The organism is Devosia riboflavina (assembly GCF_000743575.1).
GTDB classification, from domain to species: Bacteria; Pseudomonadota; Alphaproteobacteria; order Rhizobiales; family Devosiaceae; genus Devosia; species Devosia riboflavina.
Genome location: NZ_JQGC01000002.1, coordinates 92,641 through 117,447, shown reverse-complemented (window position 1 = coordinate 117,447; position 24,807 = coordinate 92,641). Strand labels below are relative to the sequence as shown.

The window sequence follows — 24,807 nt, the reverse complement described above, 5'->3', positions numbered from 1 at the left end:
TTCACCCGCCACGCAATGCGACGAGCTGGCCGGAGGACCATTCGATCTGCCCGGCGAGGTCGAGTTCAAGGAGGAGAATCTGCATGGCCTGGGGCGTGATCGTCGTCAGGGCGAGCAGTTCTTCGATGTCGGTGGGCGTTGTGGACAGCGCCGTGAGGAGGCGCGAACGCTCGTCGGCGCCGGGTGGATGATCGGGCAGGGCGTCGATGTCGGGCTGCCATTCGGTTTCGAACAGCATGTTTCGCTGGGGATCGGCTGAACCGATGCTGTCGATAATGTCGGCCGCCGACGTGATGAGCTTGGCGCCCTGCTGGATGAGGGCGTTGCCGCCTTCGGCGCGCGGATCGAGCGGTGAGCCGGGGACGGCGAAAACATCGCGGTTTTGTTCGAGCGCCAGGCGGGCGGTGATGAGGGAGCCGGAGCGTTTGGCGGCTTCGACAACGACGGTGCCGAGCGAGAGACCGGAAACCAGGCGGTTACGCCTTGGAAAATCGCGGGCGCGGGGCTCCCAGCCGAGTGGCATTTCGGTGACGAGGGCGCCGCCATAGCCGAGGATTTCATTGGCGAGGGGAATGTTTTCGTCGGGATAGATGCAATCGAGGCCGCCGGCGAGGACGGCGATGGTGCCGGTGGTAAGGCTGGCGCGGTGGGCGGCGGTGTCGATGCCGCGGGCGAGGCCCGAGACGACGACATAGCCGGCTTCGCCGAGATCGGTCGTGAGCATCCGCGTCATCTTCGCGCCAGCAGCCGAGGCATTGCGGGCGCCGACGATGGCGACTGTGCGGTGCCAGTCGAGATTTTGGCCGCCGGCAATGGTGACGATTGGTGGCGCCGCGGGAATATGGATCAGGTGCGGCGGATAATCGGCTTCGCCCATGGCGACGATACGGGCGCCGAGGCGGTCGAGCGCGGCGATTTCGTCTTCGGCTTCAGTGGTGGAGGTCAGCCGAAACGGACGGCCGGCACCACGCATCAGGGCGGGCAGGGCATCCAGGGAGGCGTCGACGGAGCCGAAGCGATTGACGAGCTGGCGGAAGGTGACGGGGCCGACATTGTCGCTGCGCACGAGACGCAGCCAGGCGATGCGTTGGGCCGGCGTGAGTTTTGGCGTCACGCTGGCCCGCATGGTCAGCTCGCCTTCTTGTCGCCGCCGATCGTCGACTCTGTGCCGTTGAGGAGGCGCGCGATGTTTTCGCGGTGCTGGAAGAAGAGGAGGAGCGCCAGGCCAAGGACGGTCAGGGTGAGGTTGGTGCTGCCAACGACGACATAGGCAAAGATCGGCGCGGTGGCGGCGGCGGTGAGCGCGGCCAGCGACGAGATTTTGCGGGTGTAGGCGATGAGCAGCCAGACCGCGCAAAAGATGAGGCCGACGGGCCAGGCGAGGGAGAGGAGCGAGCCGATCATGACGGCGACGCCCTTGCCGCCCTTGAAACCGAGCCAGACGGGGAAACAGTGGCCGAGGAAGGCGCCGACGGCGGCCAGCATGGCGGCCTCTTCGCCCCAGAAATAGCGCGCGACGAGGACGGGGATGGCGGCCTTGAGGGCGTCGAGGACGAGGGTGGCCGCGGCAACGGGCCGATTGCCTGTGCGGAGCACATTGGTGGCGCCGATATTGCCCGAGCCGATCTTGCGGATATCGCCGAGGCCGGCGGCCTGGGTGAGGATCAGGCCGAAGGGGATGGAGCCGGCGAGATAGCCGAGGACGAGCGCCAGAATGAGCGGCAGGATATCAGTCGGCATGGTTTCTCCCTTATTACCGGAAGGAGTAGCGCTGGGGCGGGGATGGGGCAAGGGGAGGCGACTGATTCCGCCTGGGGAATTTACGGTCCGGGCCTTCCTTCTCCCCTTGAGGGAGAAGGTGCCCGAAGGGTCACCGAATTCGCATTTGCGAATTTCGGTTGGGATGAGGGGTGTTCTTACGGTGTTATCACTCTGCCCGTCTGCGGAGGAGAGAATACCCCTCACCCTGATTTTTCGCTGAACGCGAAAAATCTGTCCCTCTCCCGCAAGGGGCGAGGGGGCTTGGTGCGTGGGGCAGATCAGCCCAGATAGTCCTTCTTGCCGATCGGCACGCCTTTGTGGCGGAGGATGTCGTAGGCCGTCGTCACGTGGAAATAGAAGTTCGGGAGGCCACGGTTGAGGAGATAGGTCTCGCCGCTGAGCTCGGTGTCATTGCCGCCGATCTTGATGGTGACGGTGCGGTCGTCGGAGCCGACGAATTCTTCTGGCGAGAAGGTCGCGAGATAGTCGATGCCCTTCTGGAGGCGCGCCTTGAGGTCGGCGAAGGTGACTTCATCGTCGGCCCAGCTTGGAACAGCTTTTTGGGCGAGGCGCGAGGAGACGCCCTTGGCGCCGTCGGTGGCGATCTGCACCTGGCCGCTGAGCGGGATCATGTCGGGCGCGAGGCGGGTTTCGACCAGGGTTTGCAGGTCGATGTTGTGCTCGGCGGCGAATGCTTCGGCCTTATCGAAAACGGCCAGCAGGTTTTTGAGCATGCGCGAAAAGACCGGCACCGAGGCCGAGTACATGGACAGCGTCATTGGGAACACCATGAAAAGAAGGGCACGGGAAGCTGGGTGCTTCCCGTGCGGCAAGATAGGTGCTTGGCGTGCGCCCCGGAAGGGCTTGTATGCTAGTCCCGATGCAAAAATACCGTCTCGCCGCCGACGATGGTGCGCATCACCTTGCCGGCGAGGCGGGCGCCTTCGAAACTGGTATTGCGCGAGCGGGAACGAAGTTCGTTTTCGTTGACCTGCCAGGGGTAGTCGAGATCGACGAGGATCAGGTCGGCCGGGGCGCCCTTGGCGATGCGGCCGGCTTCGAGGCCGAGGATTTCAGCGGGGCGGCTGGTCATTGCCTTGAGGACAGTCAGCAGCGGCACGTCGTCGGAATGGACGAGACGGAGCGCGGCGGCGAGCAGGGTTTCGAGGCCGATGGCGCCCGTGGAGGCTTCGGCGAAGGGCTGGCGTTTGACTTCGCTATCCTGCGGATCGTGATCGGAATGGATCGTGTCGATGACGCCCGAACGCAGGCCTTCGATGACGGCGCGGCGGTCGTCTTCCGAGCGCAGCGGGGTGCCGAGCTTGAAATAGGTCCGGTAGCGGCCGATGTCGTTTTCGTTGAGGCAGAGATTGTTGATCGAGACGCCAGCGGTAATGCGTGGGTTACGCGATTTGGCCGCCTTGACGATGTCCACCGAGCCTTCGGTGGAGATTTGCGCGGCGTGGTAGCGGACGCCGGTAAGGGCGGCGAGCTGCAGGTCGCGAGAGAGCGGAATGGTTTCCGCTTCGCGGGCAATGCCCTTGAGGCCTAGCACGGTGGCGAAGAGGCCGTCGTTCATCACGCCTTCGCCGGCAAGGCTGTTGTCTACCGTATGGTGGAAGATGGTCATGTCGAAATTGGCGGCATAGGACATGGCCGTGCGCAGGAGCGCGGTCGACTGAATGGAATTGCGGCCATCGGAAAGGCAGACGGCGCCGGCCTCGCGCATGAGGCCGAATTCGGTGAGGTCCTTGCCTGCAAGACCCTTGGTTATGCCGGCGGCGGGGAGGACGTTGACCTTCGAGGTAGCCTTGGCGCGGCGGACGAGGAAATCCACCACGGCACCATCGTCTACTGCCGGCATGGTGTCGGGCATCATCACGAAGGACGTGACACCACCGGCGGCGGCGGCTTCGCCGGCCGAGGCGAGGGTTTCGCGATATTCCCAGCCGGGTTCGCCGGTGAAGACGCGCATGTCGATGAGGCCGGGTGCGAGGACCAGCCCATTGGCGTTGATGACTTCAGCGTCGTCGGGCACGCCGACGGGGCCGCCGAGAGCGAGGTCGGCGATGCGGCCATTTTCGATGAGCACGGCGCCGCGCTGGTCGGTGCCCGAGGCAGGATCGACGATGCGGGCGTTTTCGATGAGCAGGGGTTTTGTCATGCCTGATCTCCCGAGAGCAGCGCGTCGAGGACGGCCATGCGGACAGCGACGCCCATTTCGACCTGGTCGGTGATGACCGAACGAGAACCGTCGGCGATGGCGGGATCGATCTCGACGCCGCGGTTCATGGGGCCGGGATGCATGACGATGGCGTCGGGATTGGCGAAGGCGAGCTTTTCGGCATCGAGGCCGTAGAAGCGGTAATATTCGCGGACCGAGGGGATCATCTTGCCGCTGGCGCGCTCGTGCTGGAGGCGCAGCATCATGACGACGTCGACGCCTTTGAGGCCTTCTTCCATGTCGGTGAAGACTTCCGTCGCGAGGTGTTCGATGCCCGGCGGCAGAAGGTTGCGCGGGGCGATGACGCGGGTGCGGACGTGAAGCGCGCCGAGCAGCAGGAGATTGGAGCGGGCGACGCGCGAATTGGCGATGTCGCCGCAGATGGCGACGGTGAGGCCGGAAATGCGGCCCTTGTGTCGGCGGATGGTCAGCGCGTCGAGGAGGGCCTGCGTTGGGTGCTCGTGGGCGCCGTCGCCCGCATTGATGACTGAGCAGCCGACTTTTTGGGAGAGGAGTTCCACCGCGCCGGCAGCGCCATGGCGAACCACCAGCACGTCGGGGCGCATGGCGTTGAGCGTGGCGGCGGTATCGACAAGGGTCTCGCCCTTGGAGACCGACGAGGTTTTGACCGACATGTTGACCACGAGCGCGCCGAGGCGCTTGCCGGCGATCTCGAAGGAGGACTGGGTCCGGGTGGATGGCTCGAAGAACAGATTGATCTGGGTTTTGCCGGAAAGCGTGGGGAGCGATTTGCGCTCCTGCCTGCTTACCGGGACCATGCGCTCGGCGCGGTCCAATAGGTCGATTATTTCGTGCTGTTTGAGATCAGCAATGGAAATAAGGTGTCGTTGGCGGAACGGGGGGAAGTCGCCGGAGGTGCTGGCGGGCGTGTCGGCCATGCTCGGATCCCTTCAGATTTGCTGCGGTCTATCCGAGGGGGGCGACACGTTCAACCCATGATTGGGTTTTCAACGGATGTTGGGGCGCCGGCCGATGGTCGGCGCTGGGGTTTTTAGGCGGTGATGGTTCTGCGCTGGGTGAGGAGCAGCGCTGCCGCCGCGAGACCGAGGGCGAGTTCGAAGGCGCCGGCGACGAGAAGGCCGGTGGATGGTATGCCGTCGAGGGCCAGCGAGAGGGCGCGGGCGGTGGCGTAGCCGAGGTAGAAGACCGCGGCGGTCCAAAGGGCGAAATTGCGCCACCGAGGCGAGATGATGCCATAGGCGAAGAAAAGGCCGATTGATGTCAGCAGGACGCCGGGGGAGCGGAGTTCGCTGGCGAGGCTCGGGGACAGCGTCGGGTCGATGCCGTAGCTGCCGTAGAAGGCCACCGGCATGCTGAGCATGCCGAGGCCGACGAAAAGCGCGGTGAGCGCTGCAAGGGCGAGATAGGCTTGCGTGAGGCGGATCATCACGCGGCCTTGCGCCAGGCGCCGCGGGCGGCTGCCGCTTTCACATAGTCTGAGAAATCACGCGGGGGACGGCCGAGGGCGCGCTGCACGCCATCGCTGAGGCGTTCGTTGCGGCCGTCGAAAACTTCGGCGCAGAGATTGGTCATGAGATCGGCGATCTCGGGACCGACGGCGGGAAGCAGGGCGGCGTGGAAGGTGGCGCCGTCGATGGGGACATAGCTGACGGGCAGGCCGCTGGCCGCCGCGATCTCGGCGGCGGCGTCGGCAAAAGTAAGAAGGCGGGGGCCGGTGACTTCGTAGGTTTCGCCATTGTGCTTGTCGTCGAGGAGCGCGGCCACGGCGACTTCGGCAATGTCTTCCACATCGATGAAAGGTTCCACGCGCTTGGCGGCGGGCAGGGCGATGACGCCGTCGAGGATGGACGAGTGGAAGAAGCCTTCGTCGAAATTCTGGTTGAACCAGCTGGCGCGGACGATGGTGAAATCGAGGCCGCTTTGGCGGATTCGATCTTCCGAGACTTCGGCGCCGTGTTCACCGCGACCGGAAAGGAGGACGAGCTTTTTGAGGCCGGCGGATTTTGCCGCTTCGGCGAAACGACGGATGTTTTCCTGGGCTTCGGGGGCAGCGAGATCGGGGACGTAGGTGATGTAGGCGCTCTTCATGCCTTCAAGGGCCGGCGCCCAGGTTTCGGGCTTTTCCCAATCGAAGGCCGGCTCGGAGCGGCGCGAGACGCCGCGGTGGGGATGGCCCAAGGCGGCGAGGCGGGCGGCGACGCGGGCGCCGGTCTTGCCGGTGGCGCCGATGACGAGAACGGGGTTTTGGGTTGTCATGATGAAAATCTCCTCTTGATGACAGGGGAGATTTTGGGGCGGTGATTGGGACTATCAATCACGTGAAGTCCGCACTATTTTGCAGATCGTCCAAACCGACGGTGTTGTCATGGATTGCTTTCAGCCGGCCCCACTTTCCGATCCGCTCGGCGAGGTGCTGCATATGTTGCGGCTCACCGGGACACTCTATTGCCGCGCGACCATGACGGCGCCTTGGGGCATGGACATGCCGCGGCTTATCGAGTCGATGATGTTCGTCATCGTCACCGAGGGGCAGGGCGTGGCCGAGGTGGATGGCGAGGACATCGTGCTCAAGGCGGGGAGCATGCTGGTGTTGCCGCATGGGCAGGAATTTCGGCTGTTGAGTGGATCGGGCGTAGCGAGCGTGCCGCTGTTTGACCTGCCCGTGGACAAGATCAGCGAGCGCTATGAGATCATGACGCTGGGGGGCGGTGGCGAACTGGTGCGGGCGATGGCGGGCGTGGTGCAATTTGACCACGTGGCGGGGAAGCGGCTGCTCGATCTCTTGCCGCGGAAAATTCTGATTCAGGCGTGGGACGAGGCGCTGGATGCCTGGGTGCAGAGCACGCTGGGGCTGATTGCGCGCGAGGCGACGTCGCTGCGGCCGGGTGGGGAAACGGTGATGACGCGGCTGGCGGATATTTTGGTGATCCAGGCGATCCGCGAATGGCTCGATACGGCGCCCGAAGCGCGGCAGGGGTGGCTTGCGGCGCTGCGGGATCCGCAGATCGGACGCGCACTGGCGCTGATCCATCGGCGGCCGGAGGTGGATTGGTCGCTGGCGGGATTGGCCAAGGAGGCGGGCATGTCGCGCTCGGGTTTTGCGGCGCGGTTTACAGAGCTCGTGGGGCAGCCGGCCATGACCTATCTCGCTCAGTGGCGGCTGCATCTGGCGCGGCTGAAACTGGTCGATACGGGAGAGCCGGTATCGCGCATTGCGAAAGCCAGCGGTTACCAATCCGAGGCGGCGTTTTCGCGGGCGTTCCGAAAGCTGTTTGGCGAGGCGCCGGTGACGGTGCGCCGCCTAGGGGCGTAGGCGATCGAGCGCACCCTGCAGGATATAGCTGGCGGCGAGTTTGTCGACGACCTCGGCGCGGCGATCACGGCGGAGATCGGCTTCGATCATCATGCGGGTCACGGCCGAGGTAGAGAGGCGCTCATCCCAGAAGGCGATCGGCAGGTCGAGTTTTTGCGCAAGATTGCGGGCAAAGGCGCGGGTCGACTGGACGCGCGGGCCCTCGGTGCCATCCATGTTGAGCGGCAGGCCGAGGATGAGGGCGACGGCATTGTTCTCGGCGACGAGCTCGATGATGCGTTCCGCGTCCTGGGTGAACTTGGTGCGCTTGATGGTTTCGAGCGGGCTCGCCGAATAGCGCATGCCATCCGACACCGCGACGCCGATGGTTTTGGTGCCGAGGTCGAGGCCAAGGATTTTTCCCGTGGCGGGGATGGCGGCCAATTCATCAGACATTTTTCACCCGACTTGACGGAACAAAAAGAAAACAATAGAAGAACAAAGATACGATAGAACACGTAAGTAGTCGTGCGTACATACACGGTTTTCCCAATGGGATATTGTCGTAGTGCGTGAGGTGCACTATTTTAGGGGCGGAGAATGCCAACGATCTATCGTTTCGGCAATGCGAAGTTCACTATGTACGGCAAAGATTACAATCCGCCCCATTTCCATGTCGGCACACCTGACTTTGCCGCAATGATCTCCCTTGAGACGTTCGAAATAATATCAGGGAATTTACCTAGGCAGACATACGAGATGGCCAAGGCCTGGGCGATGGAACATAGCACTGAACTGTGGGCTCTTTGGAATGAACTCAATGGTTAGCAATGACATCGTGGGCACGGGCGTTCCTCTGCCTCGCATCGAGCGTGTTGAGGCGCTCAACGGGCGTTCGCTACGGGTCGCTTGGCAGTCTGGCGAGGTACACGACGTCGACGTGATGCCTGCCTTGCTTAGCCACCGACTGTTTGTCGAATTGCGATCAAATGACGAGTTGTTCGCTACCGCTACCAAGGATGAATATGGCGACGCAGTGGTCTGGTCCGACGGTACTGAATTAGCTGCAACATGGCTGTACGAACTGGCTGAACCTGCAGAGCTGACAAATGACGAGTTCCGATCTGCCATGGAAAGCCTCCACATGAGCTTAGACGGCATGGCGGCGCGTTTGGGCATTGCTCGCCGACTCGTTGCCGACTATCGGAAAAACAGGCCAATTCCTCGGACAGTAGCATTAGCGACGCGCCATTTGATGGAGCGACAGCGACATAGCGGATAGCGATCAAGACACATGAAACTCACCTGGTTCGGAGACGACACGTTTCGCATTCATGCGGCGGGGGCGATTGTGGTCGTGGAGGGTGAAGGGGCTTTGCCGGGGGTGGATCGGGCGGAGCTGGTGAGTGGGGCGGATCTGGTCGTGGCGTTTGCTGGGGCGATGAGCAGTGCAAGCGGGGATTGGAAACCGCGGGCGCCCTTGCGGATGCTGGAGGTGGATGAGGCCATGCGACAGCCGGAGGTCGTTGGGCTGGGACAGGGCGCCTTGGTGGTCGATGCCGATGGAGAGGCGCCGTTGGTGTTGGCGCGGGAGGATTTTTCAGCGACGGGGCGCTGGCTGGGGCAGGCAGTGGTCGTGCTGATCGGCGAGGGGCTGGCGGAGCGCGGTGGCAAGCTGCTGGAGCGTGCTGCGCCGCGGCTGATTGCGCTGGCAGGCAGCGAGTCGGCGGTGGATGCGGCCTTTGATGCGTTGCGGGATCGGCTCGATGGGACGGGGCTGATTGCGCTGGAGCGTGGAATGGCTGTGGAAGTCTGATCCCTCGCATAAGCCATTTTCATTGTCTTTTGGGCCGCTGCATTGCTAATGAAGCGGCAAAGAAGGCCTTATTCGCTGGAGTTTGCCATGTCTGTCGACGCCACCACCGTCAAGCGCATCGGGCGCCTTGCCCGTATTCGTATCGAGGAGGAGGAAGTTGCCGGCTATCAGAACGAACTCAATGCCATTCTCGGCTTTGTCGAACAACTCGGTGAAGTGAATGTCGATGGCGTCGAGCCGATGACATCGGTGACGCCGATGCAGTTGCGCCGCCGTGATGACGTCGTGACCGATGGCGGCTATCCCGAGAGAATCGTTCAGAATGCGCCGCTGACGGAGGACAACTTCTTCATGGTGCCCAAGGTGGTCGAATAAATGGCGATCTCGATCGCCATCGAAACCCCGCTTCAGGACGACGTGCGCGGGCTCGTCGAGCGCCTCAATGACCATTTGCTGCCGCTATCGCCGCTGGAATTCCAGTTCAAGATGACGGTTGAGCAGATGGCCGATAGCGACACGACGCTGTTCGTGGCGCGGGACGAGAACGGCGCCGCGGTGGGCATGGGGGCGCTCAAGGCGCATGGGCCGGAGCTTGGCGAGGTCAAGCGCATGTTCACCGTGCCGGAAGTGCGCGGGCAGCGCGTTGGCCGGCAGTTGCTCGAGCGTATCGTCGAGCTGGCGCGCGAGCGCGGCATGCCGTTCGTGATGCTCGAGACCGGCACCGGCGACGGCATGCTCGAAGCGCATCGGCTCTATGAACGTTACGGATTCGTGGCGCGCGGACCTTTCCTTGACTATCCCGATAGCGAGTGGTCGGCTTTCTTCGAGCTGCGCCTCGATGGGGAGAAAGCCGCATGATCCGTCTTGCCCTTGTTTCCCTGCTCGCTCTGACGGTGCCTGCCTTCGCGCAGGAAGACCTCAAGATCGACCAGACCAAGATCTATGTCAGCGACGCCAAGGCGTGCGGCGTGATCGAGGACAAGGGCATCGACGCTTTCATGGACCTCGACTTCCTGGCCCTGGATTTTTCCAAGGGCATCCAGTCGATGGAGTTTCACTGCAACTTCTTCGACGTCAAAAGCCGGAAAGGCTCGACGCATCTGTTCATTGATGCGATCTGCGAGCTTCCGGGCGAAATTTATCCTGACATCCTGGCCGTGACGCCGTATTCGGAAACCGAGATACAGGTGGCGTCTTCCGCTGACATCATGTGGGCCATGAATTTTGAGCCCGAAGAAGCGGAATCGGCCGACGCCATAGTGCCCACGGGCACCACCATTTATACGCGCTGCGACAATCTGAGCGAGATTACCGTTGACTGAACTGACCAAGCTGAGCCTCGCCGATGCCCGCCAGGGCCTCAAGGACAAGAGCTTTTCCGCTCTGGAGCTGACCGAGGCCTATATCGGTGCCATCGACGCGGCCAATGACAAGCTCAACGCCTATGTGGCGACGACGCCGGACCAGGCGCGCGACATGGCTAGGGCAAGTGACGCGAAACTCGCCAAGGGCGAAGCCGGCTTGCTGGAAGGCATTCCGCTGGGCGTGAAGGACCTGTTCGCGACCAAGGGCGTGCACACCCAGGCGGCGAGCCACATCCTCGACGGTTTTAAGCCCGAATACGAATCGACCGTGACGGCCAATCTCTGGCGCGATGGCGCCGTGATGCTGGGCAAGCTGAACATGGACGAGTTCGCCATGGGGTCTTCCAACGAGACCAGCTATTATGGCTCGGTGATCAACCCGTTCCGCGCCGAAGGCAGCAATGCCAATCTTGTGCCGGGTGGCTCGTCGGGTGGTTCGGCCTCGGCCGTTGCCGCATGGCTCTGCGCTGGCGCGACCGCGACCGATACCGGTGGCTCGATCCGCCAGCCGGCCGCGTTTACCGGTACCGTCGGCATCAAGCCGACTTATGGCCGTTGCTCGCGCTGGGGCACGGTGGCTTTCGCCTCCTCGCTGGATCAGGCCGGGCCGATTGCCCGCACTGTGGAAGACGCGGCGCTGATGCTGCAGTCCATGTCGGGTTTTGACGCCAAGGACTCGACCAGTGTCGATCTGGCTGTGCCTGACTTTGCCGCTGCGGTCGAGCGTGGCGTGAAGGGGCTCACCATTGGCGTACCGCGCGAATATCGCATGGACGGCATGCCGGCCGAGATCGAGGCGCTGTGGAACCAGGGTCTTGAATGGCTCAAGGCCGAAGGCGCGACGGTGAAGGACATTTCGCTGCCGCACACCAAATATGCCCTGCCGGCCTACTATATCGTGGCGCCTGCCGAAGCCTCGTCCAACCTCGCCCGTTATGATGGCGTGAAATATGGCCTGCGCGTTTCGGGCAAGGACATCACGGACCTTTATGAACTCACACGCGCTGCCGGTTTTGGGCGCGAAGTGAAGCGCCGCATCATGATCGGTACCTATGTGCTGTCGGCCGGCTATTTTGATGCCTATTACGTCAAGGCGCAGAAGGTCCGCACGCTGATCAAGAAAGACTTCGAGGACGCTTTCAATGCAGGCGTTGATGCGGTCTTGACCCCGGCGACGCCGTCGGCTGCTTTTGCCATCGGCGACGAGGCTTTGGCGGCTGACCCGGTGGCCATGTATCTCAATGACGTCTTTACCGTGACCGTGAACATGGCGGGCCTGCCGGGCATCGCCGTGCCGGCGGGTAAGGACGGCAAGGGCCTGCCGCTGGGGCTGCAGTTGATCGGCAAGCCGTTCGATGAAGAGACGCTGTTTGCTGCGGCGCGCGTGATCGAAAAGAGCACCGGTACCGACTTTTCGCCCACTCGCTGGTGGTAAGCGACAAGACGTTCGGAGACGGCGGCGCTTGATTGCGCCGCCGTTCCGCACTATTTGCGCCCCATGCACAAGTTTAAACTGGTTGTGACGCGCCCTGTGGCAGCGTCCGGGCCAACAGGAATTTCGCCGATGGCCATTGATATTTTCACCACGCTCGACTGGTCCGAGCCGCCCAAGGACATGAGCAAGCCCCTGCAGGCGCTCTGGTGGCTGAAGAAGGGCGAGCTGCGCGTCGGGCCCGAATGGGAAAAGGCGCACAACATCGTCCAGGCGATGGAAGGGGTGCAGGCTTTCGATTGGGTGCATGCGCTCATGCACTGGATCGAAGCCGATATGGGCAATGCCGACTATTGGTATCGTCGCGCCGGCAAGCGCCGGGCGACGGCAAGCGTCGGCGCCGAATGGGAACATATCGCCGCGGCGCTGAGCGAAGTGACCAAGCACTAGAGTGCGCTACGCGCCAATGCATTGAAGCAGAGCGTATTTGGTGCGTTCTTCCGCGGTGCTGCCCTCGGACTTGATCCGAGGGCCACTTTTGGCACGGTGCGTGGCCTGAATGGCCCTCGGGTCGGGCCCGAGGGCAGCACAGTGGTTGGGTTGGCAATAGGGGCGGTCCTTACCGATTATCCACCTGGCTCCGCACCAGTTCCAAGCCGCGCTTGGTGATGCGGTAGGGTTTGCCGCCCTGGGATTTGATCGCCCTCTTCGCCTTGAGCTTGGAGAAGAGCAGGGGCGTGAAGCCGCCGATCTGCCAGCCTTCGCGGTTGATGAATTCGAATTCGGTGATCTTGCCGCGTTCATCCTTGATGGCGGTTATATAGCCACCCTGCGCGAGTGCATGCAGCACGCGCTGTTCGTCTCGGGAAATATCCATTGATAGTCTGATGCCTGAGCAAGCGTGCCGTTTGGCACGCGAACAAACAAAGCCCGCCGCCGGCATCGCGCTCGGCGGCTGGTCGGTTCATTCTGCCCCGTCGCGATTGGACGGGGTCTTAGGCAATCTCAAACTGACTAGACATGCGGCATTGTTTACCGCTGCGCGGCCGGCGCGTCCAGAATCTGAGAAAGCAGCGGTTGAAATCGGGGCCATGGCGGTGCAAACCAGCAACAGACGCTAGGACTTTGAGGATAGACCGTGACCGCTGCCGCCAAACTGCCCGCCGAATGTGAAAGCAAGGATGACGTGCGGGCCGAAATCGACCGGATCGACCAGGCCCTGCTTACCCTGCTTGCCGAGCGTCACCGCTATGTGACAAGAATGGCCGAGATCAAAACCGATCCGCATGAGGCCTATGATCCCCAGCGCATCGAAGCGATCATTTCCAGAGTTCGCACACGCAGCGGCGACCTTGAATTGGACGAAGACCAGGCCGAACTCTTGTGGCGGACCCTGATCGACTGGAACGTGAACTACGAAAAGGGCATCATCGCCGCGCGTCGCCGGGCGCGATGATATCAGGCGTAACTGAAGCGTAGCGGGAGTTGGGCGTGGCGGTGATCGAAATTCGGAAGGCCGAAATATCCGACGCCCCACGCATGGCCGACATCGCTTTTGCGGCCTGGGACACGGGCATTCGTCCGCTACTCGACGAGCGGCCCGGCCAGCGCGAAAGCGAACGGGCCCGGCTCTCGCAGGCTTCGGCGATGAACTGGCAGAACACGATTGTCGCGACCATCGATGGCATCGTGGTGGGCTGGTGCTGCCGGTCGTCGCGGCGCAGCTACATTCCCTATCTCTTCGTGATGCCCGACATGCAGGGCCATGGCATTGGCGCCAGCCTGCTCAATCGCATGGAAACGATCCTCGAACTGCAGGGCGCCAGCAAGGTGCATCTGGAGACACCGGCCGACAATGTGCGCGCCGTGCGGTTCTATGAGCGGCAAGGCTATCACATCCTGGCGCTGCGCGGAGAGCCGCGGAGCGGGCACGATCCGTTTGCGAGTGTGCATCTTGAAAAACAGTTGCAACCCTTTGCCGGCGAAATCGGAGAGGATTGAAGGGCCCGAAACCGGGCTATTCGGTTGCATCGCCGCGCCAACATAAGTAAGCACTTACTTAGATTTGCCTCGCCTTTCAGGACATCCAATTGACCCTCGTCGACACCCGCACCCCTGACAAGAAGCGCCTGATTTCCGGTTCGACCGGGGATTGGGAAGTGATCATCGGCATGGAAGTGCACGCGCAAGTCACGAGCGAGTCGAAACTGTTTTCCGGCTCTTCGACGGCCTTCGGCAATCCGCCCAATGCCAATGTGAGCTTTGTGGATGCGGCCATGCCCGGCATGCTGCCGACGATCAACGAGGAATGCGTGCGCCAGGCTGTGCGCACCGGCCTCGGGCTGAAGGCCAAGATCAACAAGCGCTCGGTGTTTGACCGGAAGAACTATTTCTATCCGGACTTGCCGCAGGGCTATCAGATTTCCCAGTTCAAGGATCCGATCGTCGGCGAGGGCAAGGTTTTGCTCGATGTCGATGGTGAGCAGATCGAGATCGGCATCGAGCGTCTGCACCTCGAGCAGGACGCCGGCAAGTCGATCCACGATCAGCATCCGAACATGAGCTTTGTCGACCTCAACCGGTCTGGCGTGGCGCTGATGGAAATCGTGTCAAAGCCCGACCTGCGGTCTTCGGAAGAGGCCAAGGCGTATCTCTCTAAGCTGCGCACCATCCTGCGCTATCTCGGCACCTGCGACGGCAATATGGAGCAGGGCTCCATGCGCGCCGACGTGAACGTGTCCGTGCGTCGTCCGGGCGGCGAATTCGGTACGCGTTGCGAAATCAAGAACGTCAACTCGATCCGTTTCGCCGGCCAGGCGATCGAATATGAAGCGCGTCGCCAGATCGACATTCTGGAAGACGGCGGCTCGATCGATCAGGAAACGCGGCTGTTCGATCCCAAGAATGGCGAAACGCGCTCGATGCGCTCCAAGGAAGAAGCGCATGACTATCGCTACTTCCCAGATCCGGACCTGCTGCCGCTCGAGTTCGACGATGCTTTCGTCGCCGAGCTGGGCAAGAACCTGCCGGAACTGCCGGACGAAAAGCAGGCCCGCTTCATTTCCGACTATGGCGTGACTGCCTATGACGCGATGGTGCTGACGCTTGATCGCGAAACGGCCGATTATTTTGAGGCCTGTGTTGCCCATGGCGGCACCAAGCGCGACGGCAAGGCCGTGGCCAATATCCTCAATGCCGACGTCGCGGCCTTTGCGAACAGCCAGGGTCTTGCCGTGTGGGAAACGCATCTGCAGCCGGCGCAGATTGCTGGCCTCGTCGATCTCATCGCCGGCGGCACGATCTCGTCCAAGGGCGGCAAGGATGTGCTGCAGATTCTCATCGCCGAGGAGCCCGAAGGTGATCCGGCCGAGATCGTCGAGCGTCGTGGCCTCAAGCAGGTGACCGATCTCGGCGCGATCGAGAAGATCGTCGACGAAATCATCGCGGCAAATCCGGATCAGGTAGCCAAGGTTCTGGCCAAGCCGACCATGATCGGCTGGTTCGTCGGCCAGGCCATGAAGGCTTCGGGCGGCAAGGCCAATCCGCAGGCGCTGAACGATCTCATGAAGAAGAAGCTCGGCATCGAATAAACCAATCTGGAGGGGGCATGGCGAAAGGCTATTGGGTGGTTCGGGTCGATGTGACCGATCCCGAACAGTTCAAGATTTACCAGGCTTTCGTTGGCCCTTTTCTGGCCGAGCACGATGGGCGCTTTCTCGTACGCGGGGGACGCCATACCATTCCCGAAGGCACTGCGCGACAGCGCACCGTTGTCGTCGAATTTCCGACCTATGAGGCTGCGTTGAAAGCGTATGATTCCGCCGAATATCAGGGCGGCGTTGCGATGCGCGAAAATGCTGCCGTGGTCGATTTCGTGGTCGTGGAAGGCTACGAAGCCTAACTCTCAGAAATAGCTGAGCCCATGCGCGGTTCGTTTCCCGGACCGGGTGGCGGCGACGGCATGGGGTCTTCGTCCGGCTGGTCCGGCGGAGGAAGTTCTTCCGGGCCCGGCGGGTATGGCTCGACGGGCTGGGGCTGCGATGGTTCCGGCTGCGGGATGATTTCGGGGACCGGCCGCGGGTCGATATCGGGTCTTGGTTCTGGCATGGCACACCTCCTTGAGGCCAACGTGGGGCTTCAAGGAGGGTTCCGCGTCAGCCGGCAGACTTGGCTGCGGTCGGGCGCCAGCGCTGCACCAGACGGCCATCCATGAAGATCAGGCCGATGAAGATCACCACGATGCCGGCGATGTGCACGGGCTCGAAGCGCTCGTGAAGGATGAGCACGCCAAGGAGAATCGCCGAGATCGGCGTGATGTAGGTGTTGAGCGAGAGATTGGTGGGGCCGACGCGGGGCAGCAGCCAGTAGACGAGCAGGAAGCTGAAGCTGGTCGAGAAAGTCGCGATGGCAAAGAGCGCGCCCCAGGTTTCGAGCCGGGTGATGATGGGCAGACCCGAAAAGAGCAGCGCTACCGGCAGCGACACCAGGGCGGCGCCGGTGAGCGAACAGGTAGCGACGACGGCTGGTTCGATGGCCTTGAAGCGCCGGGCATAGTTGAGGGTCACCGCGTAGCAGATGGTGGCAAGAAGCGCGGCGAGGAGGCCGATGACCTGGGCGGAGGCGCCGGCACCAAGCGAGGGCAGGGCGAGGATGACGGCGCCGAGGAACCCCACGATGACGCCGACGATCTTGTTCCAGGTCGCCTTTTCGCCGCCCGGCCAGAGCTGCGAGACGATGACGGTGCTCATCGGCGTCAGGCCATTGATGACGCCGACAATGCTGCTGGCGACGGTGTGCTCGGCAAAGGGAAAGAGCGAGAAGGGAATGGCATAGTTGAGAATGCCCAGGACCAGCAATTGCCAATAAATCCTGCCGTCCTTGGGCAGGGTTTTGCGCGTGGCGAAGAAATAGACCCAGCAGATTGCCGCGCCGAGCGTGACGCGACCGGCAGAGACCCAGAGTGGGCTGATCTCGCGAATAAGAATGGCATTGAAAAGGAAGGAGCTGCCCCAGACCGCACCGAGCAGAATGATCAGCAACCAATAGCGTAGCGGCACAGGCGTTCTCCTTTTGTGCTGAGGTTAGCGGGCAAAAGGAGTCGCGTCGAACCGATTTTGACGATGGGGGCCATCAATTGCGTTGATGCGTTCGGTTTGCCTGCGGGCATTAGGCCCTTGTCTGCTGACAGTGTGTGTCAGCGGCCTCTGGTGCCTTGCGAGGACGAGGAGACGCAGCGGCGATGACGCATCTCAAGTATTCCGGACTCGATGCCGACATACAGCGCCAGGCGCTGATCGACATTATCGTCGATGATCCGGTGCTGATGGTGCTGCTGAGGGGCATGGCGGAGCTCGGACTGCCTGACCCGTTGCTCGGCTCGGGGGCGATCTACAATACGGTCTGGAATGTTCTCACAGGTCGCGAGAGGCATCGGGGCATTAAGGATGCCGATGTCGTCTATTTCGACGCGAGCGACCGAAGCTATGAGGCGGAAGATCGGGTCATTCGACGGGCGCGGGCTTATTTTGCCGACAGCCCGATTCCGGTCGAAGTGCGCAATCAGGCGCGGGTGCACCTCTGGTTTCCAGAAAAATTCGGGCTGGCCTATCCGGAACTGAGCTGTAGCGCGGACATGCTGCGCTATTTTGCCACCAGGACACATGCGGTTGCAGCGCGGATAGAGGACGGGAAGATTGTCATCTTTGCGCCCTTCGGGCTCGACGACATGTTCTCGTTTCGGCTGACGCCGAACCCGGCATTGCCCAGCCGGGCTACGCATGAGGGCAAAGGGGCGCGCGCGCTGCAGCTTTGGCCGGAACTGCAGTTCGAACCTTGGCCTGAGGAGATTGTCGATTGACGAACAACCTACTAGAAGGTAGGTAAATTGCATGACCGAGCTTTCCAGCACTGCCGAAGAAATCATTCGCCGCACGCGACCGCTCATTTTGTCGGGCGGATATGACGGATTCAGCTATGCGGATATTTCCAACGTGGTCGGTATCCGCAAGGCCAGCATCCATCACCATTTTCCGACCAAGGCGCAATTGGTTCGGGTTCTGGTGGAGCAGTATCGCCGCGAGGCCGTAGAAGGGCTCCGGCAAATGGATCAGGCCATTGCGGACCCGGCAGAAAGACTGCGGGCCTACACGGGCTATTGGCAGACCTGCATTGCCTCGGGTTCGGAGCCGTTCTGTGTTTGCGCTTTGCTGGCGAGCCAGATGCCGGCCTTGCCCGAAGAAGTGGCGGCAGAGGTACGGGCGCATTTTCGGGCGCTGGCTGTGTGGGTAGCGAGCGTGTTCCGCGAGGGCATCGAGCGGGGAGGCCTGCAGATGGTGCACGCGCCCGAGATCGAAGCGGAAGTTTTTGTGGCCACTGTGCATGGGGCCATGCTTTCGAGCCGCGCCCATGGCGATGCAGCAGTATTCGAAATGATCGTCGGGCCGCTTGTGGAGCGCTTTGTCAGGTAAGGTTTCGGGGGCGCGCGCCGATATTTGGCAGCACTGCCTACCAACTAGTAGATATATGGGCGTGTGGTGCGCCTCTCGATATGAAGGACCAAAAATGTTCGGTATTTCTCCCATTGGTTGGGTTCATACGCTTGGCAGCCTGCCCGCCCTCGCCATGGCTGCCTATATGCTGGTGCGGCATGGGCGCATCGTGCCGCGGTCTATTCCGGGCGCGATCTATTTTGCTTCGATGGTTTTGGGCGGCGCCACGGCGTTTCTGGTGGCCAAGCAGCCGGTAAGCTATGCCATTGGCGGCCTGACGCTCATCTTGATCGCCGTGGGCTATGGCATTCACCACGTGACCTTTTTGGGTCGCCTGCGGCGTTATATCGAAACCATCAGCCTCAGTTTCAGCGTCTTGCTGCTATTGTTGCCGACGACCACGGAAACGCTGACGCGGGTGCCGGATGGGGCGCCGCTGGCATCGAGCGTGAGTTCGCCCATTGTGCTGGGGTCTCATGGCGCGCTGCTGCTGGCCTTTGTCGTCGGGCTGATCGTGCAGATCGTCGTGCTGCGGCGTGAGGGTCGGGCCACGGCTGCCGCCTAAAGCGAGACTTCGCCGCGGGCGAGCATCGCCAGGGCCAGGGGATAGAGCTTGTGCTCTTCGACGAGCACGCGTGCGGTCAGCGTCTCGGGCGTATCGCCAGGGAGGACCGGCACGCGGGCCTGGAGAATGGTGGGACCTTCATCGAGGCCGGGCGTGACGAAGTGCACGGTGCAGCCGTGTTCGGCATCGCCGGCGGCCAGCACGCGGGCATGGGTGTCGAGGCCCTTGTAGAGGGGCAAGAGGGAGGGGTGGATGTTGACCATCCGGCCCTGCCAGCGCAACACGAAATCTTCGCCCAGGATGCGCATGAAGCCGGCGAGGCAGACATAGTCGACCTCCCAGCTCTCAAGGATCTGGGTCATCGTGTCTTCGAACATCTCCCGGCTCGGGAACTTGCTCTGGGCCAGGGAGGCCGTGGCGATGCCATGCTCCTGGGCTGTGAGCAGACCCGGCGCGGCCGCCTTGTTGGAGAGAACGCCGACGATCTCGGCGGGATAGTCGGGAGCCTTGCTGGCTTCAATGAGCGCGGACATGTTGGAGCCGCGGCCGGAAATGAGGACGCCGACCTTTTTGCGGCTCACAGGGCGAGCTTTCCGCGGAAGGTGACGGGTTCGCCGCTACGCGGGGTCAACTGGCCGACAATCGCGGCGGTTTCGCCCGAGGCGGTGAGGCTTTCCACGAGCTTTTCGGCATCTTCCGGCGTGACGGCGACGAGCATGCCGACGCCGCAATTGAAGGTGCGCAGCATTTCGCGCTCGCTCATGCCGCCGACCTTTGAGAGCCAGCCGAAGACGGCAGGCACGGTGACGGCATCGAGATCGACATCGGCCGCGAGGTTGTCGGGCAGGACGCGCGGGATATTGTCGATGAAGCCGCCGCCGGTGATGTGGGCCAGGGCCTTGATGCCAATGCCGGCCTTGAGGGCGGCGAGGAGCGGTTTTACGTAGATGCGGGTGGGTTCGAGGAGGGCTTCGGCGAGGGTCTTGCCGGCTTCGAAGGGGGCATCGGCTGTCCAGGCGAGACCGGAGAGATCGACGATTTTGCGGACAAGCGAATAGCCGTTGGAATGAACGCCCGAAGAGGCGATGGCGACGAGCGTGTCGCCGGCGGCAATATCCTTGCGCGGCAGCAGGGCATCGCGCTCGGCGGCGCCGACGGCGAAGCCGGCGAGGTCATAGTCATTGCCGTGATACATGCCCGGCATTTCGGCGGTTTCCCCGCCGATCAACGCGCAGCCGGCGAGGCGGCAGCCATGGGCAATGCCTTCAACGATGGCGGTACCCTGGGCGACGTCGAGTTTGCCGGTGGCGAAATAATCGAGGAAGAAAAGCGGCTCGGCGCCTTGCACGACGAGGTCGTTGACGCACATGGCGACGAGGTCCTGGCCGATCGTGTCGTGCTTGCCGGTATCGATGGCGATTTTCAGCTTCGTGCCCACGCCGTCATTGGCAGCGACGAGAACCGGATCCTTGAAGCCAGCGGCCTTGAGGTCGAAAAGGCCGCCAAAACCGCCGATTTCGCCATCGGCGCCGGGGCGGCGGGTGGAGCGTACGGCGGGCTTGATCGCCTCGACCAGAGCATTGCCAGCATCGATATCGACACCCGCCTGCTTGTATGACAGGCCGTTTGATGGCAGGTTTTGCGCGTCGGACATGAGCCTAAAGCCATTGCTGGGGATATCGGGAACGCTTTGGCTACCGAGACCCGGTCTGGTTGAACTTAACGGTGCTGGCCGCTAGAGCTTTTCGTGCGATCCTCGAATCGCGCAACGCTCCAGGTCTTTGTTTTTGCGGCGGTTTCGTAAGCCGAAAGTGATAGACGCTTTCTGCTTATTTCGCCTGAAGGCCTGATAGCTTCTTGGATAGTCAGACGCAAGGGCCGCCCGGCACCATGAACCTTAGAAATCAAGTGCTGATCTGGATCGGCTTCTTTGTCTTCCTGATCCTGGCTCTGTGGATCTTCCGCGGCATACTCCTGCCCTTCGTGGTCGGCGCGGCACTGGCCTATCTGCTCAATCCGCTGGTCAACCAATTGCAGCGCTGGCATTTCAACCGTGGCTGGGCCACGGCGGTCGTGCTGCTCAGCGTTGTCGCCATCATTGCCGGCATCTTCGTCATGATCGTTCCGATGGTGGCGCAGCAGGTCGTGGGGCTGGTGCAGCGCCTGCCGGGCTATGCGGCGGATCTCGAGGCCATGGTGCGTAAATGGGCGCCCGAACTCAACGAGTGGCTGGGGCCGGAGCGCGCCGCGCAGGTCGAGCGCACCGTTTCGGATATGCTGGGGCAGATCGTCGGCTTTGCCGGTGTCGTCACCTCGGAAATTCTCGCTTCCGGCATGACGCTGATCAGCGTGATCGGTTTTGCGATTTTTACTCCCGTCGTCGCGTTCTACCTGCTGCTCGATTGGGACAGCATGGTGCGCGGGCTGCATGATCTGTTGCCGCGAAAGCAGCGCCCGGAAATCCTCGGCATTTTGCGAGATATCGACAGCTCCATGGCCGGTGTGATCCGCGGGCAGGGCGGTGTGCTTGTTATCGACGCCGTGTTCTATGCGGGCGCACTATCGCTCGTCGGGCTCAATTATGGCCTCGCCGTGGGGCTGATTGCGGGGCTCTTGAGCTTTATTCCCTATGTCGGGTTCGGTGTCGGCTTCGCCCTTTCCATGGGCATTGCCACGGTTCAGTTCTGGCCCAACTGGTGGATGATTGCCCTCGTCTTCGGCCTTTTCATGGGCTGGCAGTTCGTCGAGGGCAATGTGCTCTATCCCAAGCTGGTCGGTAGCTCGATCAATATCAATCCGGTCTGGCTGATGTTTGCCCTGCTCGCTTTCGGCGCCCTGTTCGGCTTTGTCGGCCTGTTGCTGGCTGTGCCGCTGGCGGCGATCGGCGGGGTGCTCGTGCGCTACGGCATTCGCAAGTATAAGGGTAGCAGCCTCTATCTCGGATCAACCCATGGTGGCCAGGGTGGTAACCCCACTGCGTAACGACCGGCTGCGGCAATTGCCGCTCGAGTTCGAGCATACACCATCTCACGCCGCGGACGATTTTCTGGTGGGGGAAGGCAATGCCTTGGCCCATGGGCGCATTGGCGCCTGGCCGCATTGGCCGGATGCCGTGACGCTGCTCATTGGCCCGCCGGCTTCGGGGAAATCGCATCTGGCGCGCATTTTTGCCGATCGCAGCCATGCGGTGATTGTGACGCCGGAGACGATCACAGCCATTGCCGAAGCTGACGGGCGCGGGCCGCTGTTGGTCGAGGATGTGGACCGGCTGGGCTATGACGAACCGAGCCTCTTTCACCTGCTCAATCAGGCCATGCGCGGCAACCGGACGCTGCTGCTGACGGCGCGCGACGACATTGCCAAGTGGCCGCTCAGGACCGACGACGTGCGCTCGCGCGTGCGGCGCGCCCCGGCCTTCCGGCTCGAGGTCAGCGACGACATAGAACTGTCACAGATGTTCGCCAAACTTTTCGGCGATCGTCAGATCAAGGTCGACCCAAAAATCATCCATTATCTCGTGGCGCGCATGGAACGCAGCCCCGAGGAAGTGGGCGAACTGGCCGACCGCATGGACCGGCTGGCCCTGGCGAGGGGCACGGCCATTACCCGAACGATTGCAGCAGAGGCCCTGGCGCTCCGGGAGGCGGAGCGCGACGGTGGCAGCCAACAGGACTGGGACCCTTTAAGCGATGAATGACATGAGCGAGATCACCGAGGCAGAAGGCGCTGGGCCGGATGTCGAGGCGTTGCGAACCAGCCCGGCGCGGTTCGTCAACCGCGAGGTGAGCTGGCTGCAGTTCAACATGCGCGTATTGGAGGAAGCCGGCAACGAGGCGCATCCGCTGCTCGAACGCCTGCGCTTCGTGTCGATTTCGGCCAATAATCTCGACGAATTCTACATGGTGCGCGTGGCGGGCCTCAAGGGCCAGATACGGGCGGGCCTAACCAAGCAGAGTGCCGATGGGCTGACGCCGGCCGAGCAGCTAGAGGAAATCGCGACGCTGGCCCAGCACCTGCAGCGGGACCAGCAGGATCATTGGGAAACGCTGCGCGAGGAACTGTTCGCGCAGAATGTCGTGATCCACGAATCCAACGATCTCAGTGAAGAGCAGGTGGCGTATCTGCAAAAGCTCTTCCGCGAAGAGATTTTTCCGGTGCTGACCCCGATCGCAGTCGATCCGGCACATCCGTTCCCGTTCATTCCCAATCTTGGGCTGGCGCTGGCCTTTGAACTGAAGCGTCCCGACAGCGACCAGCCACTGACGGCGTTGGTTCGTATTCCGGGCAATCTCGATCGCTTCATCAACCTGCCCAACGAACTGGTTTCGGAGGGGCGCAGCGAAGTCGTGACCATCGACACGCTGGTCAAGCTCTTCTTCCACAAGATGTTTCCGGGTCATGAGGTCGTCGGTTCGGGTGCGTTCCGCATTATCCGCGACAGCGAAATCGAAATCGACGATGAAGCAGCCGATCTCGTGGTCGAATTCGAAAGCGCCCTGCGCCAGCGTCGTCGCGGCCAGGTGATCCGGCTTGAAATCGAGCGATCGATGCCGCGTGCCCTGCAGCGCCAGATCGGCGAGCAGATGGGCATCAGGGATGCCGACGTGTTCGAGGTCAACGGCTTCCTCGGGCTCGCCGATGCGCGCAAGATTTGCGACGTGGAGCGGCCGGACCTGAAATTCCCGCCCTATATCGCGCGCTTCCCCGAGCGTATCCGCGACTATAACGGCGACAATTTTGCTGCCATCCGGGCCAAGGATATTTTGGTCCACCACCCGTTCGAGAGCTTTGACGTCGTTGCGCAATTCCTGATGCAGGCGGCGCGCGACCCCGATGTGGTTGCTATCAAGCAGACGCTTTATCGCACGTCGTCGGACAGTCCGATCGTCAAGGCGCTAGTAATGGCGGCCGAGGCGGGCAAGTCGGTGACTTGCCTCGTCGAACTCAAGGCGCGCTTCGACGAAGAAGCCAATATCCGCTGGGCCCGCGACCTCGAGCGGGCTGGGGCGCAGGTGGTTTTCGGGTTTATCGAGCTGAAGACCCACGCCAAATTGAGCCAGGTGGTGCGGCGCGAAAAGGGCAAGCTCGTCAGCTATTGCCATATCGGCACGGGCAACTATCACCCGATTACGGCCAAGATTTATACCGATCTCAGCTACTTCACGATCGATCCGGCCATCACTCGCGACGTGGCGCGCGTCTTCAATTTCATCACCGGCTACGCGCGGCCAACCGAGCTCGAAACCATCGCGGTTTCACCTGTCAACCTGCGCGAGACGCTGGTGAATAACATCGCCCGCGAAATCGAATTCGCGCGCAGCGGCCAGCCGGCATCGATCCTGTTGAAGATGAATTCGCTGGTCGATCCGCAGGTGATCGATGCGCTTTATGACGCGAGCCAGGCTGGGGTGAAAGTCGATCTCATCGTCCGCGGCATCTGCTGCCTGCGGCCAGGCATTCCCGGCTTCTCGGACAATATCCGGGTTAAGTCGGTGGTCGGACGGTTCCTCGAACACAGTCGCATCTATTGCTTCGGCAATGGCGAATCCATGCCTTCACAGCGGGCGCTGGTCTATATTTCCTCAGCGGACTTGATGGGCCGCAACCTCGACGGCCGCGTCGAGGTGATGGTGCCGATTCTCAACAGAACCGTGCACAAGCAGATTCTTGACAGAACGCTAGTTGCCTATTTGAAGGACAATCAGCAAAGTTGGGAAGTCTTGCCAGATGGCAGTTCCCATCGCTTGCGCGTTGCGGAAGGGGCGGAACCCTTCAATGCGCATGACTATTTCATGACCAATCCTTCGCTGTCCGGACGCGGCAGCGCGGGTATTGGAGACGACGAGGGCTGAGTTTGACACAATTCTGGGGCGTAGACGCGGA

The 24,807-nt window shown here is 62.1% G+C and carries 31 protein-coding genes; 19 read left to right on the top strand and 12 right to left on the bottom strand.

Translation table 11 applies throughout. From position 1 onward, the window contains the following. Position 1: 1 nt before the first annotated feature. The 7 genes from dprA to JP75_RS02655 form a co-directional block, all read right to left on the bottom strand. Positions 2–1,126 carry a DNA-processing protein DprA gene (dprA, locus tag JP75_RS02685; RefSeq protein WP_035078847.1) on the bottom strand — a complete coding sequence of 375 codons (1,125 nt, stop codon included), beginning with the start codon at positions 1,124–1,126 and terminating at the stop codon, positions 2–4. A 2-nt stretch (positions 1,127–1,128) separates the two neighbouring features. Continuing rightward, a complete protein-coding gene (gene plsY / locus JP75_RS02680) occupies positions 1,129–1,740 on the bottom strand; it encodes a glycerol-3-phosphate 1-O-acyltransferase PlsY (protein ID WP_035078844.1) in 612 nt (203 codons plus the stop codon). A 299-nt stretch (positions 1,741–2,039) separates the two neighbouring features. Continuing rightward, on the bottom strand, positions 2,040–2,540 hold the full coding sequence (locus JP75_RS02675) for a DUF1993 domain-containing protein (protein ID WP_035079195.1): 501 nt from the start codon (positions 2,538–2,540) through the stop codon (positions 2,040–2,042). Positions 2,541–2,632: 92 nt separating this feature from the next. Continuing rightward, entirely contained in the window at positions 2,633–3,925 is a 1,293-nt protein-coding gene (pyrC, locus tag JP75_RS02670; protein WP_035078841.1) for a dihydroorotase, read from the bottom strand. Continuing rightward, positions 3,922–4,884 carry an aspartate carbamoyltransferase catalytic subunit gene (locus JP75_RS02665; protein ID WP_035078838.1) on the bottom strand — a complete coding sequence of 321 codons (963 nt, stop codon included), beginning with the start codon at positions 4,882–4,884 and terminating at the stop codon, positions 3,922–3,924. Before JP75_RS02665 ends, pyrC begins: the two co-directional genes overlap by 4 nt. Before the next feature lie 113 nt (positions 4,885–4,997). Further along, positions 4,998–5,393, bottom strand: a complete 396-nt coding sequence (locus tag JP75_RS02660) for a DUF4345 domain-containing protein (protein ID WP_035078835.1) — start codon at positions 5,391–5,393, stop codon at positions 4,998–5,000. After that, a complete protein-coding gene (locus JP75_RS02655; protein WP_035078832.1) occupies positions 5,393–6,223 on the bottom strand; it encodes an NAD(P)H-binding protein in 831 nt (276 codons plus the stop codon). Before JP75_RS02655 ends, JP75_RS02660 begins: the two co-directional genes overlap by 1 nt. A gap of 109 nt (positions 6,224–6,332) precedes the next feature. On the opposite strand from JP75_RS02655, the gene JP75_RS02650 reads away from it, so the two are divergent. Further along, a complete protein-coding gene (locus JP75_RS02650; RefSeq protein WP_035079193.1) occupies positions 6,333–7,280 on the top strand; it encodes an AraC family transcriptional regulator in 948 nt (315 codons plus the stop codon). Here JP75_RS02650 and ruvX read toward each other — a convergent pair. After that, positions 7,269–7,715 (bottom strand): Holliday junction resolvase RuvX, encoded by a 447-nt coding sequence (gene ruvX / locus JP75_RS02645; RefSeq protein ID WP_035078830.1) that lies wholly within the window; start codon positions 7,713–7,715, stop codon positions 7,269–7,271. The genes JP75_RS02650 and ruvX overlap by 12 nt on opposite strands. A gap of 144 nt (positions 7,716–7,859) precedes the next feature. On the opposite strand from ruvX, the gene JP75_RS02640 reads away from it, so the two are divergent. The 8 genes from JP75_RS02640 to JP75_RS02605 all read left to right on the top strand — a co-directional run bounded on the left by JP75_RS02640 (position 7,860) and on the right by JP75_RS02605 (position 12,321). Beyond that, positions 7,860–8,087 carry a DUF4160 domain-containing protein gene (locus tag JP75_RS02640; RefSeq protein ID WP_035078826.1) on the top strand — a complete coding sequence of 76 codons (228 nt, stop codon included), beginning with the start codon at positions 7,860–7,862 and terminating at the stop codon, positions 8,085–8,087. Continuing rightward, positions 8,080–8,541: a helix-turn-helix domain-containing protein gene (locus JP75_RS02635; RefSeq protein ID WP_035078823.1), complete on the top strand. Its 462-nt coding sequence runs from the start codon at positions 8,080–8,082 to the stop codon at positions 8,539–8,541. The genes JP75_RS02640 and JP75_RS02635 overlap by 8 nt, the downstream gene beginning before the upstream one ends. Positions 8,542–8,553: 12 nt before the next feature. After that, positions 8,554–9,075 carry a hypothetical protein gene (locus JP75_RS02630; protein WP_035078820.1) on the top strand — a complete coding sequence of 174 codons (522 nt, stop codon included), beginning with the start codon at positions 8,554–8,556 and terminating at the stop codon, positions 9,073–9,075. 87 nt (positions 9,076–9,162) lie between these two features. Further along, on the top strand, positions 9,163–9,450 hold the full coding sequence (gene gatC, locus JP75_RS02625) for an Asp-tRNA(Asn)/Glu-tRNA(Gln) amidotransferase subunit GatC (protein WP_035078817.1): 288 nt from the start codon (positions 9,163–9,165) through the stop codon (positions 9,448–9,450). Beyond that, positions 9,451–9,933: a GNAT family N-acetyltransferase gene (locus JP75_RS02620; RefSeq protein WP_035078814.1), complete on the top strand. Its 483-nt coding sequence runs from the start codon at positions 9,451–9,453 to the stop codon at positions 9,931–9,933. It abuts the gene before it with no gap. Further along, complete coding sequence (locus JP75_RS02615; protein ID WP_035078811.1) at positions 9,930–10,397, top strand: hypothetical protein; 468 nt, start codon at positions 9,930–9,932, stop codon at positions 10,395–10,397. Before JP75_RS02620 ends, JP75_RS02615 begins: the two co-directional genes overlap by 4 nt. Further along, the gene (gatA, locus tag JP75_RS02610; protein WP_035078808.1) at positions 10,390–11,874 is read left to right on the top strand and encodes an Asp-tRNA(Asn)/Glu-tRNA(Gln) amidotransferase subunit GatA; all 1,485 of its coding nucleotides are present in this window, start codon (positions 10,390–10,392) and stop codon (positions 11,872–11,874) included. Before JP75_RS02615 ends, gatA begins: the two co-directional genes overlap by 8 nt. A gap of 129 nt (positions 11,875–12,003) precedes the next feature. Beyond that, the gene (locus JP75_RS02605) at positions 12,004–12,321 is read left to right on the top strand and encodes a hypothetical protein (RefSeq protein WP_035078805.1); all 318 of its coding nucleotides are present in this window, start codon (positions 12,004–12,006) and stop codon (positions 12,319–12,321) included. A 169-nt stretch (positions 12,322–12,490) separates the two neighbouring features. Here the strand turns inward: JP75_RS02605 and JP75_RS02600 are convergent, their stop codons facing one another. Then, the gene (locus JP75_RS02600; RefSeq protein ID WP_035078802.1) at positions 12,491–12,748 is read right to left on the bottom strand and encodes a YjhX family toxin; all 258 of its coding nucleotides are present in this window, start codon (positions 12,746–12,748) and stop codon (positions 12,491–12,493) included. A 261-nt stretch (positions 12,749–13,009) separates the two neighbouring features. Here JP75_RS02600 and JP75_RS02595 point away from each other — a divergent pair, with 261 nt between their 5' ends. The 4 genes from JP75_RS02595 (at position 13,010) to JP75_RS02580 (ending at position 15,772) form a co-directional block, all read left to right on the top strand. After that, complete coding sequence (locus JP75_RS02595) at positions 13,010–13,327, top strand: chorismate mutase (protein ID WP_035078799.1); 318 nt, start codon at positions 13,010–13,012, stop codon at positions 13,325–13,327. Positions 13,328–13,362: 35 nt separating this feature from the next. Beyond that, on the top strand, positions 13,363–13,872 hold the full coding sequence (locus JP75_RS02590) for a GNAT family N-acetyltransferase (protein ID WP_152565712.1): 510 nt from the start codon (positions 13,363–13,365) through the stop codon (positions 13,870–13,872). Positions 13,873–13,961: 89 nt separating this feature from the next. Beyond that, positions 13,962–15,461, top strand: a complete 1,500-nt coding sequence (gene gatB, locus JP75_RS02585) for an Asp-tRNA(Asn)/Glu-tRNA(Gln) amidotransferase subunit GatB (RefSeq protein WP_035078797.1) — start codon at positions 13,962–13,964, stop codon at positions 15,459–15,461. 17 nt (positions 15,462–15,478) lie between these two features. Continuing rightward, on the top strand, positions 15,479–15,772 hold the full coding sequence (locus JP75_RS02580) for a DUF1330 domain-containing protein (RefSeq protein WP_035078794.1): 294 nt from the start codon (positions 15,479–15,481) through the stop codon (positions 15,770–15,772). A gap of 253 nt (positions 15,773–16,025) precedes the next feature. Here the strand turns inward: JP75_RS02580 and JP75_RS02575 are convergent, their stop codons facing one another. Then, complete coding sequence (locus JP75_RS02575) at positions 16,026–16,928, bottom strand: DMT family transporter (protein WP_035078792.1); 903 nt, start codon at positions 16,926–16,928, stop codon at positions 16,026–16,028. 182 nt (positions 16,929–17,110) lie between these two features. On the opposite strand from JP75_RS02575, the gene JP75_RS02570 reads away from it, so the two are divergent. The 3 genes from JP75_RS02570 (at position 17,111) to JP75_RS02560 (ending at position 18,924) form a co-directional block, all read left to right on the top strand. Then, positions 17,111–17,728, top strand: a complete 618-nt coding sequence (locus JP75_RS02570) for a nucleotidyltransferase family protein (RefSeq protein ID WP_035078789.1) — start codon at positions 17,111–17,113, stop codon at positions 17,726–17,728. A 31-nt stretch (positions 17,729–17,759) separates the two neighbouring features. Further along, positions 17,760–18,338, top strand: coding sequence for a TetR/AcrR family transcriptional regulator (locus JP75_RS02565; RefSeq protein ID WP_035078786.1), 579 nt, complete (start codon positions 17,760–17,762; stop codon positions 18,336–18,338). Between the two features lie 94 nt (positions 18,339–18,432). Then, a complete protein-coding gene (locus JP75_RS02560) occupies positions 18,433–18,924 on the top strand; it encodes a hypothetical protein (protein ID WP_035078784.1) in 492 nt (163 codons plus the stop codon). On the opposite strand, the gene purN is transcribed toward JP75_RS02560, so the two are convergent. Both purN and purM read right to left on the bottom strand, forming a co-directional pair. Beyond that, on the bottom strand, positions 18,921–19,505 hold the full coding sequence (gene purN, locus JP75_RS02555; RefSeq protein ID WP_035078781.1) for a phosphoribosylglycinamide formyltransferase: 585 nt from the start codon (positions 19,503–19,505) through the stop codon (positions 18,921–18,923). The genes JP75_RS02560 and purN overlap by 4 nt on opposite strands. Continuing rightward, positions 19,502–20,578 (bottom strand): phosphoribosylformylglycinamidine cyclo-ligase, encoded by a 1,077-nt coding sequence (purM, locus tag JP75_RS02550; RefSeq protein ID WP_035078778.1) that lies wholly within the window; start codon positions 20,576–20,578, stop codon positions 19,502–19,504. Before purM ends, purN begins: the two co-directional genes overlap by 4 nt. A 236-nt stretch (positions 20,579–20,814) precedes the next feature. Between purM and JP75_RS02545 the strand changes: the two genes are divergently transcribed. The 3 genes from JP75_RS02545 to JP75_RS02535 are packed head-to-tail and all read left to right on the top strand — an operon-like array spanning position 20,815 to position 24,776. Continuing rightward, complete coding sequence (locus tag JP75_RS02545) at positions 20,815–21,906, top strand: AI-2E family transporter (protein WP_035078775.1); 1,092 nt, start codon at positions 20,815–20,817, stop codon at positions 21,904–21,906. Continuing rightward, positions 21,887–22,621 carry a P-loop NTPase family protein gene (locus tag JP75_RS02540; RefSeq protein ID WP_152565711.1) on the top strand — a complete coding sequence of 245 codons (735 nt, stop codon included), beginning with the start codon at positions 21,887–21,889 and terminating at the stop codon, positions 22,619–22,621. Before JP75_RS02545 ends, JP75_RS02540 begins: the two co-directional genes overlap by 20 nt. Then, on the top strand, positions 22,614–24,776 hold the full coding sequence (locus tag JP75_RS02535; RefSeq protein WP_035078769.1) for an RNA degradosome polyphosphate kinase: 2,163 nt from the start codon (positions 22,614–22,616) through the stop codon (positions 24,774–24,776). The genes JP75_RS02540 and JP75_RS02535 overlap by 8 nt, the downstream gene beginning before the upstream one ends. Positions 24,777–24,807: the final 31 nt, after the last annotated feature.